The following is a 15,623-nucleotide window of genomic DNA, read 5'->3' on the forward strand; positions in this document are numbered from 1 at the left end:
GCCTTTTCGTGTGCCTCAGATGTTCCGCTGTTTTGATTCATAGCGGAAGCGGGCGATTAATAATAAGAAATAGCATAAGACGCCGAACAGGCCGGCAATAAAGAGCGAATGGGCAAGTGCAAAGCCGGTGGCCATTTCTGAATAAACAACCATGATTCCGGAGAGCGCCTGTAATACAACAAAGGCAAGAGCCGCTATCCAGCCCCCAAGAATCTGTTTTTGGTCTTTGTAGGAGCGCACCGCATGCGCAAAAGCGACAAGAATCCATACGAACAGAAGCAGCGCTGCCGTTCTGTGGCCCATCTGCACCCACTCCTGAAATTGGGACGGAAGTCCGTGGTTCAGCCTGCTGCAAAGCGGAACGTCAGGACAGGCAAGGCTTGATTTCGTATGGCGGACGTAAGCCCCCGTATAAACGACGATATACGTGTAAATCGAAAGGCCGATCATATGAAACTGCATTTTCCTGCCGATTCTGAGCGGCTTGACGAGCTTTTTGTCTGATTTATCAGCTTCAAATATGAGCAGCGTCAAAATCAGAACAGAAGCGAAAGAAATCAGCGATATACCGAAATGAAGCGCCATAACGAGCGCATTTGATCCGAAAACAACCGCTAATGCGCCGAGAAGCGCCTGTAAAAATAAAAAGATAATGGACATAATGGCGAGAAAGGTTGTTTCACGGAAAACAGGCGTGACTTTTCTCCATGCCCAAAAAGCGAGACTCAGCACGAGAACGATTGAGACACCGCTTGCGAGTCTGTGGCTCCATTCAATGATAGAAGCGGCGTTAAGCTCCGGGAAAAACCGGCCGTGGCAAAGCGGCCACTGCCTTCCGCATCCGAGACCCGATCCTGTTTTTGTGACAAGAGCGCCGCCGATCAGCACGACGAGCATAACGAACGTCGTCAGCACGCCGAGCGCTTTCAAAGCTTTATTCATTTTACATTCACCTTCTTAACAAACTGGACAAAATGATATACGTACCAAGTGTAAGCGAATATGTGTTTTGTGGCAATTCTCAATTCTGTTTGTTCACAAAAATATAATAGAATCAGGACTTCTTAGATAATGGGGTTGATTATTCCAGATGGGTCTGATAGAAATAAAGTAACCGCTTTATTATGAAGCCGGCGGATTTGGTAAAATTCATAAAAAGTTCACAAATAAATTCCTGTTTCTCGTTTAATATTTAAGAGGATGTTTTTTTACAGGTCATTATCTTGTATGATAGAGTTGCAGGTCTTAAAAAACCTGCTTTAGGTTTGTAAGGGAGGTTTACGTTATGGCTAATTCCAGAATTTTAAACGATACAGCTATAGACGGACAGATTGAAGAGACGACGGCATGGAAGGATTTCCTTTCGCTTATCAAAATAGGAATCGTCAATTCGAATTTAATTACGACTTTTACCGGCATGTGGCTTGCGTTACATATATCCGGTCTGAGTTTTTTAGGCAATTTAAACACCGTGCTTCTTACATTAATAGGATCTTCTTTGATCATCGCCGGTTCTTGTGCGGTTAACAACTATTACGACCGTGATATTGATCATTTAATGGAACGCACGAAAGTAAGACCGACGGTAACCGGAAAGATTCAGCCGAATCAAGCGCTGTGGTCAGGAATTTTACTCATTGCTTTAGGACTTATCATGCTTTTGATGACCACCGTGATGGCAGCAGTCATCGGTTTTATCGGCGTGTTTACGTACGTTGTTCTTTATACAATGTGGACGAAACGCCGTTATACGATTAATACGGTTGTCGGAAGTGTATCAGGCGCCGTGCCGCCGTTAATCGGCTGGACAGCGGTTGAAGGGCACATCGGTGTTGTCGCGTGGGTTTTATTCATGATTTTATTCATCTGGCAGATTCCGCACTTTTTAGCGCTTGCGATTAAAAAGACGGAAGATTACAGAGCAGCGAATATTCCGATGCTTCCGGTAGTGCACGGCTTTGAAGTGACGAAAAGACAGATTATCGTCTGGGTCGCATGCCTGCTGCCGCTTCCGTTTTTCCTCGGCAGTCTCGGTCTTCCGATCGTCATTCTCGGCACTTTGCTGAATGTCGGATGGCTTGTTCTCGGACTGATGGGATTCCGCATGAAAAACATCATGAAGTGGGCAACCCTTATGTTTGTCTATTCGCTTAACTACATGACCATTTATTTTGTAGCGATGGTGGTCTTCACGCTGTTTTAATTGAATAATGAGCTTGTTTGATCGCCAAAACAAACAATGACAACTAGTAAACGCCGCCTTGACCTTTTGTTTAATCAGGCGGCTTTGCTTTTATACATAGATGGAATTTTAAGTAAAAAATCTCATATTTTAAGAAATGAGGAAATGAAGTATTTCGGCTGGAAGCAGATTTACTGCTTGTGCATCTCGTACTGATTCAAAAAAGGGGTTGGGTGAAATGTTAAAGCGTTGGCGTCTTTTATCATTATTAGCCTTAGTGCCGCTTTTATTGAGCGGCTGTGGAAAACCGTTTCTGTCCACACTCAAGCCTGCCGGCGAAGTGGCTGATAAACAATATGATCTGACGGTGCTCAGCACACTTATCATGGTTGTCGTCGTTGCGGTCGTAGCAGTTATTTTCTTTTACGTCATTGTGAGATTCAGACGGTCGCGTATAGGGGAAGACACGATACCGAAACAGGTGGAGGGGAACCGTTTTTTAGAAATCACCTGGACCGTTATTCCGATCCTGCTTCTGATTATTCTTGTCATTCCGGTTGTCATCGATACATTGGCACTGGCGGATACGTCGCCGATGGATAAGAAAAACCGTAAAGCAGAGGATGCGCTCGTGATTAATGTAAGGGCGAATTTATACTGGTGGGAATTCGAGTATCCCGATTACGGGTTTGTGACAAGTCAGGAGCTGATCGTTCCCACAGATGAACGCGTCTATTTCAAGCTGAAGTCCTCAGATGTGAAACACTCTTTCTGGATTCCGTCAGCCGGGGGAAAAATCGATACGAATACGGATAATGACAACACTTTCTTTCTGACCTTCGATTCTAAACGCAGCAAAGAAGCGGGAGAATATTTCTTCGGGAAATGCGCAGAGCTGTGCGGACCTTCACATGCGCTGATGGATTTCAAAGTGAAACCGCTGCCGTCAAAAGAATTTAAACAATGGACGAAAGCGATGAAAAATTATAAGCATACAACAGATTCCGATTTAGCAGCACAAGGAGAAGAGCTGTTTAAGGAAAAAAACTGCCTGAGCTGTCATGCGGTTGAGCCCAATGATAAACGGGCTGAAGCGGCAAGAACGGCTCCGAACCTCGCTACCTTCGGTGAACGGGTCAAAGTGGCCGGCATTAAGGATGCGAATAAAGAGAATATAAAAGCCTGGCTGAAAAATCCGGACAGCATTAAACCGGGCAATAAAATGACAGGCACTTATCCGAAGCTCTCGGACGCTGAAACGGATGCGCTGTATGAATATTTAAAAGGGCTGAAAGCGGAGAACAAGTGAGGACAGGGAGATATCAGGGGGGAGGTCGCAAATGATGAATACGCTTACAGGACAGCAAAGAAAAAGCTCTTTGCTTTGGGATTATTTGACGACGGTTGACCATAAGAAAATCGCGATTTTATATATGATCGCCGGGGGATTTTTCTTCGTCGTCGGCGGACTTGAGGCCATGCTTATCAGGATTCAGCTCTTGAGGCCGGGGAACGATTTTATGGGTGCTCAGCAGTTTAATGAAATTATGACGATGCACGGCACGACAATGATCTTCCTGGCGGCAATGCCGCTGTTATTCGGGCTGATGAACGCGGTTGTGCCGCTGCAGATCGGGGCGCGTGACGTATCATTCCCATTTTTGAATGCGCTCGGATTTTGGCTGTTTTTCTTCGGAGGCATCTTTTTGAATCTGAGCTGGTTTTTAGGGGGCGCTCCTGATGCAGGCTGGACGTCGTACGCGTCGCTTGCGCTGAATTCGAAAGGGCACGGCATAGACTTTTTCGTGCTCGGCCTGCAAATATCAGGCTTAGGTACGCTCATTGCGGGGATCAATTTTCTCGCCACGATTATTAATATGAGGGCGCCGGGTTTAACGTATATGAGACTGCCGCTGTTTACGTGGACGACATTTGTGGCGTCGGCACTCATTTTATTCGCATTTCCTCCGCTCACCGTCGGTTTGGCGCTGATGATGCTGGATCGTTTGTTCGGAACGAATTTCTTTAATCCTGAATTGGGCGGCAATACGATAATCTGGGAGCATCTGTTTTGGATTTTCGGGCATCCGGAAGTATACATTTTAATTCTTCCCGCCTTTGGGATTTTTTCAGAAATCATTCCCGTATTTGCGAGGAAACGTCTGTTCGGTTATTCGTCTATGGTCTTTGCGATCGTGCTGATCGGCTTTCTCGGGTTCATGGTATGGGTTCACCACATGTTTACAACGGGACTCGGACCGATCGCTAATGCGATATTTGCGGTTGCGACGATGGCGATCGCGGTGCCTACCGGCATTAAAATTTTCAACTGGCTTTTGACCATCTGGGGAGGAAACGTCAAATTCACGACGCCTATGCTGTATGCCGTCGCCTTTATTCCTTCTTTCGTACTCGGAGGAGTCACGGGTGTCATGCTGGCGGCCGCAGCGGCAGATTATCAGTTCCACGATACGTATTTTGTCGTAGCGCATTTCCACTACGTCATTATCGGCGGCGTTGTGTTCGGCATCCTGGCGGGCGTGCATTTCTGGTGGCCGAAAATGTTCGGGAAGGTGCTTCATGAAACGATGGGGAAAATTTCGTTCGTCTTATTTTTTATCGGGTTTCATCTTACCTTCTTCATTCAGCATTTTCTCGGCTTGATGGGAATGCCGCGCCGCGTTTACACATATCTGCCCGGCCAGGGGCTTGATACCGGCAACCTGATCAGTTCAATCGGCGCGTTTTTCATGGCAGGCGCGGCCGCTTTACTCGTCGTCAATATTATTTATACCTCAATAAAGGGGAAATACGTCGGGAACGACCCGTGGCTGGACGGTCGTACGCTTGAATGGGCGGTCTCTTCGCCGCCGCCGGAATATAATTTTAAACAGCTTCCGTTTGTCCGGGGACTTGACCCGCTGTGGATTGAAAAGCAGGCCGGAAATGAAGGGATGGCGCCTGCAGAGCCTGTAGAGGACATTCATATGCCGAACGGCTCCATCATGCCGTTTATCATATCTTTCGGGCTGTTTGTCGCAGCGTTCGGGTTTTTATACCACTCCGATTATTCATGGGGGCTTCCGGTTATCTTCATAGGGCTCGGCATCACATTCTTTACCATGCTGCTTCGCTCTGTGGTCGATGATTACGGCTATCATATTCACAAAGAAGATCTGCCGAATGATGATAAAGGGGTGAAGGCGTAATGCAGCTGCAGGAAAAAATGACGGCTGAAACCTTTCCGGCTTCTCCTGAAAAAGCAACGCTGGAGGGGAAAAATAAGTTTTTGGGATTTTGGCTGTTTCTCGGCGGCGAAACGGTTCTGTTCGCCTCGCTATTTGCGACATTCCTTGCTTTACGGGAATCTAAAGCCGGAGGGCCGTCAACGGCTGAGATGTTTGAGCTGCCGATCGTGTTTATCGCGACGATGCTTCTTTTGACGAGCAGCTTAACGAGTGTGTATGCGATGTATCATATGAAAAATTTCTCCTTTAAAAAAATGCAGGTGTGGCTTCTGGTTACCGTATTATTGGGAGCGGGATTTTTAGGGGTTGAAATCTATGAATTTATGCATTACACTCACGAGTTCGGATTTACCATTACAAGCTCTGCGCTCGGCTCAGCGTTTTACACGCTCGTCGGCACACACGGAGCACACGTGGCGTTCGGGCTGTTGTGGATCAGCGCGCTCATGATCCGGAATGCGAAAAGAGGGCTCAGCCTTTATAATGCGCCGAAATATTATGTGGCCAGCTTATATTGGCATTTTATCGATGTCGTGTGGGTCTTTATCTTTACCGTTGTATATTTGATGGGGATGGTGGGATAACGATGGACGATAACAAAAACAGAGAGACTGTCAGTACGGATCTTGAATATCGGAGAAGGAAAAATGCCGAGGAGATGAAATATCAGGTCATCTCCTTCGGCTTGATGATCGGCCTTACGCTTGTCGCGTTTTTGACGGTGGCTGCAGACGGCATTGCCGGATGGTTTACGATGCCGTTTCTGATCCTGCTTGCGGTCATTCAGGTCATCTTTCAGCTGTTTTACTTTATGCATATGAGCCAGAAGGGGCATGAAGCGCCGTCATTATTTCTGTATTCGGGAATATTTGTCGCGTTTATCACCGTGCTTGCATTTGTCACAATTATTTGGTGGTAATCGGGGCGGCGGGGAGTGAGAGATTTGATTAATTTGGAAATGTTCGGGTTTCGCGCAATGTGGAGCCCGTATCTGTTTTGTATAACTGCCGTGATAACAGGTGTTTACTTTTACTGGTGCAGCAGGCATAAAGGACGTGTGGCCGTTAAGGAGAAGGTGCTGTTTGTGCTTTCCGCGCTATTTTTTTACGCGGCTGCGGGAAGTCCGGTTGATTTATTGGGCCATGTGATGTTCAGCGCCCATATGGCGCAGATGGCGGTTCTGTTTTTAGTCGTACCGCCGCTGTTGATCTCCGGAATTCCCGGCTGGGCATGGAAAAAACTGATCTTCCGTCCTGTCGTAAAGCCGCTGTTTTCGTTTTTTTCAATGCCGCTTATCGCTTTAGTGCTGTTTAACGGTATTTTTTCGCTGTATCACATCCCGTTTATATTTGATTTCGTCAAAACGGATTCGCTGTATCACACGCTGATGAACGGACTCATCTTTGTAACGGCGTTTTTTATGTGGTGGCCGCTTGTGCATAAGGTGGACGGTCTGCCCCGTCTCAGCGGTTTAATGAAGCTGGGGTATATTATGGCGGACGGGATTTTGTTAACGCCGGCCTGCGCGCTCATTATGTTCAGCGGGGCGCCCATGTATGCCACGTATACAGATCCGGCGGCTTGGGCCGAAGCAATGAAGCTTTGCGTTCCTTTAGATTTGCTGGAGGAGATCCCTTTATCCGGGCCGGAGATGTTTAACACGCTACCTCCTCTGGAAGATCAGCAGCTTGGAGCAGTGCTGATGAAAATCATTCAAGAGGCGGTCTACGGAATATATTTGGCTGTCATCTTTTTTCAGTGGGTCAGAACGGAACGGGAAAAAGATACGCTGTCAGAGCCGCCGTATATCGAGCATACCGTCTCATAAAAAAAGTACAGCAGAATATGCTGTACTTTTTTATTACATTTGCACTGTTTTTAATGACTCTTCCAATTCAAGCAGTAAAGCTTTGCTTTCAGCGACGACATGTTCCGGAAATTCTTCAGCGCTGCCGTATTCTACGCCGTGCGGATAATAATGCTTTCCTAAAAGAGGGGCCTTCAGCTGAATCACGGCCCGTCTGCCGCCGACATCGCCCTCTTTTGCCGTTCCTTGAATCCGCAGATAAAATGTCCCCTCAGGTACTGAAAACTTTTTGTCGTAAGTCACTCTTTCATAATCCCATTGTCCAGCCAGAATGAGCCCTTTGCCTTCCATCAGATCGTTCAAGCGGCTGAGCTCCGCTGTTACCCCTTCAAGACCGCTGTTTTCAAACTTCAAACCTTCCCCCTCCTTTTAAAAATGCCCTTTCCTGACAATCATAGTATGAAAGCGTTACACTTTCAATGATTCATACGGTGAAAGTATGCAAAAACAAAAATTTGACGACAATAGTAGCAGAAAAAAGGAGGAATTCCGCAATGACAAAGATCAATAAGCTCATGACGTCAGACTTGCAATATTGTACAGTATTAGATAATGTATATGAAGCTGCGGTGAAGATGAAAGACGCGGATGTCGGCGCCATTCCGATAGTGGATGAAGACGGCGCCACACTTGTCGGGATCGTGACAGACAGAGATCTCGTATTACGGGGAATTGCTTCAAAAAAGCCGAACTCTCAAAAAATAACCGACGCAATGACAGAGCGGGTTATCAGTGCAGAAGAAGACGCCTCTGTGGAGGAGGTGCTCCATTTGATGGCTGAACATCAGCTCAGAAGAATTCCCGTCACACGGGATAAAAAACTGGTCGGCATTGTTACGCTCGGCGATCTTTCGTTGGCCGAGCAATCAAATGAGCAAGCAGGCCGGGCGCTGTCTGACATTTCTGAAGACGGAGGTCCGGAGGGGTTTATCCATTAAACATAAATCACGGACGATGCAAATAGGCTGTACTGTATAAGAGTACACAAAAACAGAACGGTTTGATGATATGGGGGTGAGAGGTTGAAAAATATTGCAAGGGCTCTCGTTATCCTTTTGCTTATTTACGGAGCGTATGTTCTGTTTATACAATATGGATCGGCTCCTCAGAAAAAGACCAATCAGGAGGAGCCTCAGGTTTCCAATGAAGAAGAGAGCGGAAAACGGCTGAAAATGCCGTCATCCGGACTGCTTTCTCTCATGGGGAAATCTGCCGCCGATGTGAAAAAGAAACTTGGGGAACCGTCCCGGAAAGATCCTTCTGCCTACGATTACGAGTGGTGGGTGTACAACCAGGGGAAAGACCAATACGTACAAGTCGGTATTTTGAATGATAAAGCCGTGACTTTATACGCTTCGGGAAGCGGCATCAACGCAAAACCGTTTAAGATCGGCGAATCGACGGGCGAAGTTTTTAAAACGACGCAGGTTTCTCCTTTTGTCAATGTGACTGACAAGGGAAACACGTATCGGTTTGAGTTTTCCGAAGAAGATATCAATACCCGTCCCACCGTCAAGATAGGCGGAATGTATGTTCAGCTGTACATGGACAAATTTGACGGGAATCTGTCAAGCATCAGGGCTTTTGATGCGGAAACGCTGGTGAAACAAAGGCCGTATGAGGTCATGTACAGAGGAAAGCTGACAGAACCCGAGCCAGTTTCTGATAAAAAATGGAACGACATTGAACGAGCGAGTGAACAGCAGATTCTCGACATTACAAATGTCATCCGCGTGAAACACGGACTGGCAAGGCTGAAATGGGACGAAGGCGCCGCGAAAGTGGCATTCGGCCACAGCAAGGACATGAAGGATAACAAGTATTTCTCTCACGTCTCAAAGAAATACGGGACTCTGAAGGACCGCTTGGAAAAAGGCGATGTGAAATACCGGGAGGCCGGTGAAAATATTGCCTACAACTATGTGGACGGTCCTGCAGCCGTGGAGGGCTGGCTGAACAGCGAAGGCCACAGGAAGGCGCTGTTAAGCCCGGATTATACGCACCTCGGTGTCGGCGTGGACCGGAAGTATTATACGCAAAACTTCATTAAGCCTTGGCAGTAAAAAACCGCAGAGGGGCGCGTCCCCCGCGGTTTTTTTATGTTTTTTCGCGAGCGGCGCTCCTGCTGAAAAAAATATACCTGCTTTTTTTCGCAATTTAGGCGAACATTAAGGCGCATGAACCGATACATTATAGCAGGCAAAACTTTTCGGAGGGGGTGAGAATTGTGGCGAATCAGCAATCACGGCAATCAATCGATGATTTTAAACAATTCGTAAAAAAGCATCCCAAACTGATCCAAAATGTTCGCAAGGAACAAAGAAGCTGGCAGGAAGTCTATGAAAACTGGGTGCTCCTGGGCGAGGATGATTCGATGTGGGATCCTTTTAAAGACGAGGCCGTTCAGCCTTCTTCCGACGCGGAAACCAAACAGGAACCAGCTGAAAAGAACGATTTCGTTTCAAAAATGGTCACTGCCGTCAAAAAGATGGATATCAACCAAATGAATGAGCAGATCAATAAAATGAGCCAGTCCATTTCATCATTGCAAAGCCTTTTAAGCCAATTTTCGGGGAGCAGCACGAAGCAGCCCCGGCAAGGCTCCGGACAACATCCTTTTTCATTCAGAAAGGATTAAAGAAGGGGATCGTGTATGCGAAAAGAGGTTCAGGAATTCATATCCGCAGATGAGGAACGGAAACGGTTTATACGGCAGCGTCCCGTCTGGTACCGCAGACTTGCGAGAAAACCGGACGATCTCAATTCCTTTCAGCTTGACATGATGAATTTTTATGAAAAGACGATACCGCATCGGGTAAGTCAATTCTCAAACGGGATTCAAATGGCGCAGATGATGATGCAGATGGTACACGCCATGCGTTCGCAGGATTAAAAAGCGTTTAAACGCCGCATTTTCCAATTGGGTGGTTTCATGGTAAACTAGCAACTGGAGGTGCGTATTTATGTATGCAACAATTGAGTCCGTCAAGCTTCAAAGTGAAGCGGAACAGCTTGCCGGCATGATTCTGCAGTCTGAGACGGCTGAAAATTACCGCGATTGTTACAAGCGTCTCCGTGAAGATGAAGAGGCAGGGCGGATCATTCGTTCTTTTATGAGCGTTAAAGAGCAGTATGAGGATGTGCAGCGCTTTGGCAAATACCATCCTGATTATAGAGAGATTTCCCGCAAAATGAGAGAAATGAAGCGGGAGCTCGATTTAAACGATAAGGTGGCCGAATTTAAAAAAGCGGAGACTGAGCTTCAGTCGCTGCTTGACGAGATCAGCATTGAACTCGGAACGGCCGTCTCGGAGCATGTAAAAGTGCCGACGGGGAATCCTTATTTTGACGGCCTGTCATCCTGCGGCGGCGGCTGCGGTTCCGGCGGCGGCTGCGGATGCAAAGTTTCCTGACGAGACGGCCGTCTCGTCTTTTACATAAAATGAACAGAAAGTCAGGCGGGTGATCATGATGGAAAATAAGCGCCAAGGCATAATCGTATATCTGCATTCTTTAAAACACAGCAAAATGCTGAGAAAATTCGGCAACGTTCATTATGTTTCCAAGCGGCTGAAATACGTTGTGCTGTATTGCGATATGGACCTGATCGAAAAAACAATGGAAAAGATTTCTTCTTATTCTTATGTGAAGAAGGTAGAGCCTTCTTATAAACCTTTTTTAAAGCTGGAATTTGAATCAAAGCTTGATAAAGCGAAAGAGTACGATTATAAAGTCGGTATATAAAAAAATCCCCGCAGATACCTGCGGGGTCCTTCTATTCCTTAACAAGTTAAGGAGAAGGAAAAGGGAGAGGAGAAACCGGAGGAAGAACTTATGGGGAAACGTAAGTCTTCTCCGCGGTTGGCAACAACATCATTCATTGATGCTGTTACACGTAGTCTTGACAGGAATGTGAATATGTATACACGTTTTTCACGTTCATTGTTTGAAAGAATGCTTTATGATAAGATAGGGATTGTTTTTATACATAACGGCTCAGCCGATGAGAAACATCAAAGTTTTCAGAAAAAGTGGTGTGAATAATGAGAGTAATTTCCGGTTCAAGAAAAGGACGAGCCTTAAAGGCGGTGCCGGGCACATCAACAAGGCCGACGACGGATAAAGTAAAAGAGTCTATTTTTAATATGATCGGCCCGTATTTTGACGGAGGAACAGGGCTGGATTTGTTTGCGGGGAGCGGCGGCCTCGGGATTGAAGCGCTGTCGCGCGGATTTGACCGCTGTATCTTTGTGGACCGTGATTTCAAAGCCATCCAAACGGTAAAAGCAAATATCAAAGCGCTCGATCTGCTGTCTTCAGCGGAAGTATACCGCAATGATGCAGAGCGGGCCCTCTATGCCGCGGTGAAACGGGAAAAAGGTTTTGACGGAATTTTCTTAGATCCTCCGTATAAGGAACAAAAGCTGAAAGCGCTTATCGAAATGATTGATGAGCAGAACATGCTGAATGAAGACGGTTTTGTCGTAGCCGAGCATGATAAAGCCGTTGTGCTTCCTGAAGCCGTCGGCGCGCTTTCTGTAACAAGAAGGGAAATTTACGGGCTTACAGGAGTGACGATATACCGAAATAGGGGGTAATGATGTGGCAAGTATAGCTGTATGTCCCGGAAGTTTTGATCCCGTCACCTACGGACACCTGGACATTATCAGACGGGGGGCAAACGTGTTTGAGCATGTGTACGTATGCGTGCTCAATAATTCTTCTAAGCAGCCGCTGTTTACAGTCGAGGAACGCTGTGAGCTGTTAAGAGAAGTGACAAAAGACATTCCGAATATTACGGTCGAGACGTCACAGGGACTGTTAATCGACTATGCGAAAAAAAAGCGGGCGAAGGCGATTATCAGGGGGCTCAGAGCTGTTTCTGACTTCGAATATGAGATGCAGGGGACTTCCGTCAACCGCGTGCTTGACGAATCAATAGAAACTTTTTTTATGATGACGAACAATCAGTACTCTTTTTTAAGTTCAAGCATCGTAAAAGAAGTCGCAAAATATAACGGGCCTGTTTCAGAGTTTGTTCCTCAGGAAGTTGAACAGGCGCTGAAGCAGAAATTTAAAGGATGAGAAGCGCTGATCGGCGTCTCATCCTTTTTTTGTCCGTGCTGACAGCCTGTAACAATAAATCAATGCGTATACGGCGAGAGCTGTCAGCGTGATGGCGGGCCCGGTTTCAACAAGTGTATTCCATCCGCTGACGGCAGCAGATCCCGCGTCCTGATCGCGGAAAGGGAGGAATACGGACTGATAAGGTTCGTCCAATGCAAGGTAAAGCGGCTTCCACAGTAAGAGAATAAAAAGTGCAGCATAAATGCCCTGAAGGATACGCGCCGCGAAAAACGGTTTAAAGCGGATATCTGTTTCCGATAAAATGCCGGCTACCTGGGCCTGTACGGAAAGGCCGCTGAAACCGAGAATAAAACTCACAATCATGGCTTTCGGCAGCAAGGCGGCATCAGCTTCACTGACCAGCTTGCTCCCAAGTGTAATTTCAAACATTCCGCTGATAAGAGGGATGTCCAGATTTGCCGGAAGATGAAAAAGGGAAAGCAGCGCGTTTGTAAATACAGAAAGCACATCCATGACTTGTACGATTGATAATAACCGGCTGAAAACCGAAAACAATATAATAAAACCGCCCACCATCAGCAAGGTATGTACAGAAGAAGTGACGGCGTCGCCCAAAATTTTTCCGAGCGGCCGCTTTTCCGAAAGCCGCGCCTTGTGGAGGGCCAGAAATGCTTCCTTCAGAGAAGGGAGAGCGATCGTCTTTTTACCGGTATATGCTGCCTCTTCTTTCCGTCCGTATGAACGCATCGTCAGGCCGACGGCGATGTTTCCGAGATAGTGAGCCGATGCCAGCAGAATGCCGAGAGACGCGTTATGAAAAAAGCCGACCGCCACGGCAGCGAATATAAATAACGGATTGGATGAATTGGTAAAAGAGACGAGGCGTTCAGCCTCTACTCTGGAGATTTGTTTATCCTGGCGCAGCCGTGCAGTCAGCTTCGCGCCGGCCGGATTGCCTGAAGCCATGCCCATAGCCAGTACAAATCCGCCGACCCCCGGCACTCTGAAAATGGGACGCATAAAGGGTTCGAGTAAAAGGCCGACAAATTTGACAATGCCGAATCCGATTAAAAGCTCAGATAGAATAAAAAACGGAAGCAATGAAGGAAAAACGACCTCCCACCACATGGAAAGACCGGTTTTGGAGGCTTCGAATGAGGCCTGAGGGTGTGAAATAACCGTCGCCGTCAAAAAAATGAAAAACAATGAAATCAAAAATGTATGAAACTTAGACAAATTCATTCTTACCTCCCCGATGCTAAAATTGCACACTGACATTTATATCATGATAAAATATAGAACAGACCTTAAAGGCGGCCGGGCAAGTACCTATTTGTCATCCTGTACTAATATACGAGCATAGGGGTTCAATTTAGACCATAGAATTCATGTATAGGATGTCTATTAGGGGGTTCGTCGCGTTGGCCAAACCTACAATCGGGTTAGCGTTAGGTTCGGGAGGGGCAAGAGGCATCGCTCATCTCGGAGTGTTATCCAGTTTACATAAGCATCAGATTCCAATTGATATGATTGCCGGCAGCAGCATGGGAGCATTAGTCGGGAGCTTTTATGCGGCCGGGCATGACGTGGCTACGATGAAAAAAGTCGCCAAAGCATTTAAGCGGCGGCTGTACGCGGATTATACGATGCCGAGGCTCGGATTTTTAAAAGGAGACCGCATCAGGCAGCTCGTTCATGCCTATACGTACGGCAAGCCGATAGAAGAACTGCGGATCCCGCTCGGCATCGTGGCCTGCGACCTTCAGACCGGCGAAAAACTCGTTTTTACGAAAGGTTCAGTATCCGAAGCCGTCCGCGCGAGCATCAGCATACCGGGCGTTTTCGTCCCGCAAAAAATGAACGGACGTATGTTAGTCGACGGCGCGGTGGTCGACAGAATACCGGTGTCCGCCGTAAAAGACATGGGTGCTGATATCGTCATCGCCTCTGACGTATCCCGGGTGAAAAAAACGGAAAAAGCGGCACATATTTTTGATGTAATCATGCAAAGTATGGATATACTGCAAAATGAATTGGTCCGTCACCAGACCATTGCCGCAGACGTCATGATCCGCCCTTCTCTTGAATCATTCAGCTCAAGTTCTTTTGCCAACATTGATCATATGATCACAGCGGGCGAAGAAGCCGCAGACCGGATGATCGGCCGGATTAAACAAGAAATAGAGAACTGGGAGGGCTAACTCATATGAAAGCAAAACATTTTCGCTGGGTGTTTATCATCCTGATCTTATTAATTGCTGTTACATTTATTAAGCTTCCGTATTATATTACACAGCCGGGAGAAGCATCAGAGCTGAGACCGCTGATTAAGGTGGACGGAGGCTATCCTGAAAAAGGAAGCCTTTCCTTGATGACTGTCAAAGTAGGCCCCGCCAATCCGTATACATATCTTTGGGCGAAAGTGCATCCTTACGATGAAATCGTCCCTGATGAAAGCATAAAAGAAGAGGGCGAATCGGACTCGGATTATATGAAGCGCCAGCTGCAAATGATGAAAAGCTCCCAAGAAAACGCGGTCATTGCCGCTTATCAAAAAGCCGGGAAACAGGTGAAATACTCATTTAACGGGATTTTCGCCAGCTCAGTCGTCTCTGACATGCCGGCAAAAGGAAAAATAGAGGTCGGAGATAAAATCATCAGCGCGGACGGGAAAACATACGAATCCGCTGAAAAGCTGATTGATTATATCAGCAGCAAAAAAGCGGGGGAAAAAGTAACGTTCCACATTGAACGGGACACGAAAGAAAAGACCGTTGACATTGTGCTGAAATCATTCCCGGACGACCCGAAAAGAGCGGGAATCGGCGTCGCGTTATATACGGATCGGAACGTGAAGGTGAAGCCGGATCTCCATTTCAGCATTGAAAATATCGGCGGGCCTTCTGCGGGTCTCATGATGTCTTTAGAAATTTACAACCAGCTGACAAAACCTGACGAAACAAAAGGCTATAATATAGCCGGAACGGGGACAATCGACGTGGACGGCAAGGTCGGACCGATCGGCGGAATCGATCAGAAAGTCGTCGCCGCAGACAAAGCGGGAAAAGATATTTTCTTTGCGCCGAATCAAAACGGAGCTGAAAATTCTGATTACAAAAATGCGGTAAAAACAGCGAAAGCAATCAAGTCCGATATGAAGATCGTCCCTGTCGACACCATGCAGGACGCACTTGACTATTTGGATCAGCTGAAAGTAAAAAGCACCTGATACAGGCAG

At 46.9% G+C, this 15,623-nt stretch carries 20 protein-coding genes; 17 read left to right on the forward strand and 3 right to left on the reverse strand.

Translation table 11 applies throughout. The annotated features are described in order from the left end of the window. Positions 1–15: 15 nt before the first annotated feature. Positions 16–942: a heme A synthase CtaA gene (gene ctaA, locus HAP68_RS07190; RefSeq protein ID WP_003154488.1), complete on the reverse strand. Its 927-nt coding sequence runs from the start codon at positions 940–942 to the stop codon at positions 16–18. A gap of 343 nt (positions 943–1,285) precedes the next feature. Here ctaA and cyoE point away from each other — a divergent pair, with 343 nt between their 5' ends. The 6 genes from cyoE to ctaG all read left to right on the forward strand — a co-directional run bounded on the left by cyoE (position 1,286) and on the right by ctaG (position 7,258). Next, a complete protein-coding gene (cyoE, locus tag HAP68_RS07195) occupies positions 1,286–2,203 on the forward strand; it encodes a heme o synthase (protein WP_003154486.1) in 918 nt (305 codons plus the stop codon). Positions 2,204–2,420: 217 nt separating this feature from the next. Beyond that, the gene (coxB, locus tag HAP68_RS07200) at positions 2,421–3,491 is read left to right on the forward strand and encodes a cytochrome c oxidase subunit II (RefSeq protein WP_024085270.1); all 1,071 of its coding nucleotides are present in this window, start codon (positions 2,421–2,423) and stop codon (positions 3,489–3,491) included. Between the two features lie 31 nt (positions 3,492–3,522). Continuing rightward, on the forward strand, positions 3,523–5,391 hold the full coding sequence (gene ctaD / locus HAP68_RS07205; protein ID WP_007611227.1) for a cytochrome c oxidase subunit I: 1,869 nt from the start codon (positions 3,523–3,525) through the stop codon (positions 5,389–5,391). After that, positions 5,391–6,014, forward strand: a complete 624-nt coding sequence (gene ctaE, locus HAP68_RS07210; protein WP_003154482.1) for a cytochrome c oxidase subunit III — start codon at positions 5,391–5,393, stop codon at positions 6,012–6,014. The genes ctaD and ctaE overlap by 1 nt, the downstream gene beginning before the upstream one ends. A gap of 2 nt (positions 6,015–6,016) precedes the next feature. Continuing rightward, positions 6,017–6,349: a cytochrome c oxidase subunit IVB gene (ctaF, locus tag HAP68_RS07215; protein WP_003154481.1), complete on the forward strand. Its 333-nt coding sequence runs from the start codon at positions 6,017–6,019 to the stop codon at positions 6,347–6,349. A gap of 24 nt (positions 6,350–6,373) precedes the next feature. Then, on the forward strand, positions 6,374–7,258 hold the full coding sequence (gene ctaG, locus HAP68_RS07220; RefSeq protein WP_003154480.1) for a cytochrome c oxidase assembly factor CtaG: 885 nt from the start codon (positions 6,374–6,376) through the stop codon (positions 7,256–7,258). A gap of 33 nt (positions 7,259–7,291) precedes the next feature. Here the strand turns inward: ctaG and HAP68_RS07225 are convergent, their stop codons facing one another. Then, positions 7,292–7,651: a YugN family protein gene (locus HAP68_RS07225; RefSeq protein WP_003154479.1), complete on the reverse strand. Its 360-nt coding sequence runs from the start codon at positions 7,649–7,651 to the stop codon at positions 7,292–7,294. A gap of 140 nt (positions 7,652–7,791) precedes the next feature. Between HAP68_RS07225 and HAP68_RS07230 the strand changes: the two genes are divergently transcribed. From HAP68_RS07230 to coaD, 9 genes are all read left to right on the forward strand, one after another. Further along, the gene (locus HAP68_RS07230) at positions 7,792–8,235 is read left to right on the forward strand and encodes a CBS domain-containing protein (RefSeq protein ID WP_003154478.1); all 444 of its coding nucleotides are present in this window, start codon (positions 7,792–7,794) and stop codon (positions 8,233–8,235) included. Between the two features lie 84 nt (positions 8,236–8,319). After that, the gene (locus HAP68_RS07235) at positions 8,320–9,360 is read left to right on the forward strand and encodes a CAP domain-containing protein (protein ID WP_003154477.1); all 1,041 of its coding nucleotides are present in this window, start codon (positions 8,320–8,322) and stop codon (positions 9,358–9,360) included. A 164-nt stretch (positions 9,361–9,524) separates the two neighbouring features. Then, positions 9,525–9,935, forward strand: a complete 411-nt coding sequence (locus HAP68_RS07240) for a YlbD family protein (protein ID WP_014304959.1) — start codon at positions 9,525–9,527, stop codon at positions 9,933–9,935. Positions 9,936–9,950: 15 nt separating this feature from the next. Then, complete coding sequence (locus HAP68_RS07245; RefSeq protein ID WP_003154475.1) at positions 9,951–10,190, forward strand: YlbE-like family protein; 240 nt, start codon at positions 9,951–9,953, stop codon at positions 10,188–10,190. Between the two features lie 70 nt (positions 10,191–10,260). Beyond that, positions 10,261–10,710, forward strand: a complete 450-nt coding sequence (gene ricF, locus HAP68_RS07250) for a regulatory iron-sulfur-containing complex subunit RicF (protein ID WP_003154472.1) — start codon at positions 10,261–10,263, stop codon at positions 10,708–10,710. 58 nt (positions 10,711–10,768) lie between these two features. Then, positions 10,769–11,041 carry a YlbG family protein gene (locus tag HAP68_RS07255; protein WP_003154470.1) on the forward strand — a complete coding sequence of 91 codons (273 nt, stop codon included), beginning with the start codon at positions 10,769–10,771 and terminating at the stop codon, positions 11,039–11,041. A 90-nt stretch (positions 11,042–11,131) separates the two neighbouring features. Further along, positions 11,132–11,341 carry a hypothetical protein gene (locus HAP68_RS07260; RefSeq protein WP_015388275.1) on the forward strand — a complete coding sequence of 70 codons (210 nt, stop codon included), beginning with the start codon at positions 11,132–11,134 and terminating at the stop codon, positions 11,339–11,341. Continuing rightward, positions 11,341–11,895, forward strand: a complete 555-nt coding sequence (gene rsmD, locus HAP68_RS07265; RefSeq protein WP_024085271.1) for a 16S rRNA (guanine(966)-N(2))-methyltransferase RsmD — start codon at positions 11,341–11,343, stop codon at positions 11,893–11,895. Before HAP68_RS07260 ends, rsmD begins: the two co-directional genes overlap by 1 nt. Positions 11,896–11,899: 4 nt before the next feature. Continuing rightward, positions 11,900–12,382, forward strand: a complete 483-nt coding sequence (gene coaD, locus HAP68_RS07270) for a pantetheine-phosphate adenylyltransferase (RefSeq protein ID WP_024085272.1) — start codon at positions 11,900–11,902, stop codon at positions 12,380–12,382. Between the two features lie 18 nt (positions 12,383–12,400). Here coaD and ylbJ read toward each other — a convergent pair whose 3' ends face one another. Continuing rightward, a complete protein-coding gene (ylbJ, locus tag HAP68_RS07275) occupies positions 12,401–13,627 on the reverse strand; it encodes a sporulation integral membrane protein YlbJ (protein ID WP_024085273.1) in 1,227 nt (408 codons plus the stop codon). A gap of 179 nt (positions 13,628–13,806) precedes the next feature. Here ylbJ and HAP68_RS07280 point away from each other — a divergent pair, with 179 nt between their 5' ends. Then, complete coding sequence (locus tag HAP68_RS07280) at positions 13,807–14,586, forward strand: patatin family protein (RefSeq protein ID WP_014304961.1); 780 nt, start codon at positions 13,807–13,809, stop codon at positions 14,584–14,586. 5 nt (positions 14,587–14,591) lie between these two features. Further along, a complete protein-coding gene (locus HAP68_RS07285; protein WP_003154464.1) occupies positions 14,592–15,614 on the forward strand; it encodes a SepM family pheromone-processing serine protease in 1,023 nt (340 codons plus the stop codon). The last annotated feature ends 9 nt before the right edge of the window (positions 15,615–15,623 follow it).

Origin of the sequence: Bacillus sp. Bvel1, from assembly GCF_014872755.1 — a bacterium.
Taxonomy (GTDB): Bacteria; Bacillota; Bacilli; order Bacillales; family Bacillaceae; genus Bacillus; species Bacillus velezensis.

What these genes read in the sequence shown, in the direction of transcription:
- ctaA (WP_003154488.1), bottom strand. Translation starts at nt 942, where the DNA reads ATGAATAAAGCTTTGAAAGCGCTCGGCGTGCTGACGACGTTCGTTATG.
- cyoE (WP_003154486.1), top strand. Translation starts at nt 1,286, where the DNA reads ATGGCTAATTCCAGAATTTTAAACGATACAGCTATAGACGGACAGATT.
- coxB (WP_024085270.1), top strand. Translation starts at nt 2,421, where the DNA reads ATGTTAAAGCGTTGGCGTCTTTTATCATTATTAGCCTTAGTGCCGCTT.
- ctaD (WP_007611227.1), top strand. Translation starts at nt 3,523, where the DNA reads ATGATGAATACGCTTACAGGACAGCAAAGAAAAAGCTCTTTGCTTTGG.
- ctaE (WP_003154482.1), top strand. Translation starts at nt 5,391, where the DNA reads ATGCAGCTGCAGGAAAAAATGACGGCTGAAACCTTTCCGGCTTCTCCT.
- ctaF (WP_003154481.1), top strand. Translation starts at nt 6,017, where the DNA reads ATGGACGATAACAAAAACAGAGAGACTGTCAGTACGGATCTTGAATAT.
- HAP68_RS07230 (WP_003154478.1), top strand. Translation starts at nt 7,792, where the DNA reads ATGACAAAGATCAATAAGCTCATGACGTCAGACTTGCAATATTGTACA.
- HAP68_RS07245 (WP_003154475.1), top strand. Translation starts at nt 9,951, where the DNA reads ATGCGAAAAGAGGTTCAGGAATTCATATCCGCAGATGAGGAACGGAAA.
- ricF (WP_003154472.1), top strand. Translation starts at nt 10,261, where the DNA reads ATGTATGCAACAATTGAGTCCGTCAAGCTTCAAAGTGAAGCGGAACAG.
- HAP68_RS07255 (WP_003154470.1), top strand. Translation starts at nt 10,769, where the DNA reads ATGGAAAATAAGCGCCAAGGCATAATCGTATATCTGCATTCTTTAAAA.
- HAP68_RS07260 (WP_015388275.1), top strand. Translation starts at nt 11,132, where the DNA reads ATGGGGAAACGTAAGTCTTCTCCGCGGTTGGCAACAACATCATTCATT.
- rsmD (WP_024085271.1), top strand. Translation starts at nt 11,341, where the DNA reads ATGAGAGTAATTTCCGGTTCAAGAAAAGGACGAGCCTTAAAGGCGGTG.
- ylbJ (WP_024085273.1), bottom strand. Translation starts at nt 13,627, where the DNA reads ATGAATTTGTCTAAGTTTCATACATTTTTGATTTCATTGTTTTTCATT.
- HAP68_RS07285 (WP_003154464.1), top strand. Translation starts at nt 14,592, where the DNA reads ATGAAAGCAAAACATTTTCGCTGGGTGTTTATCATCCTGATCTTATTA.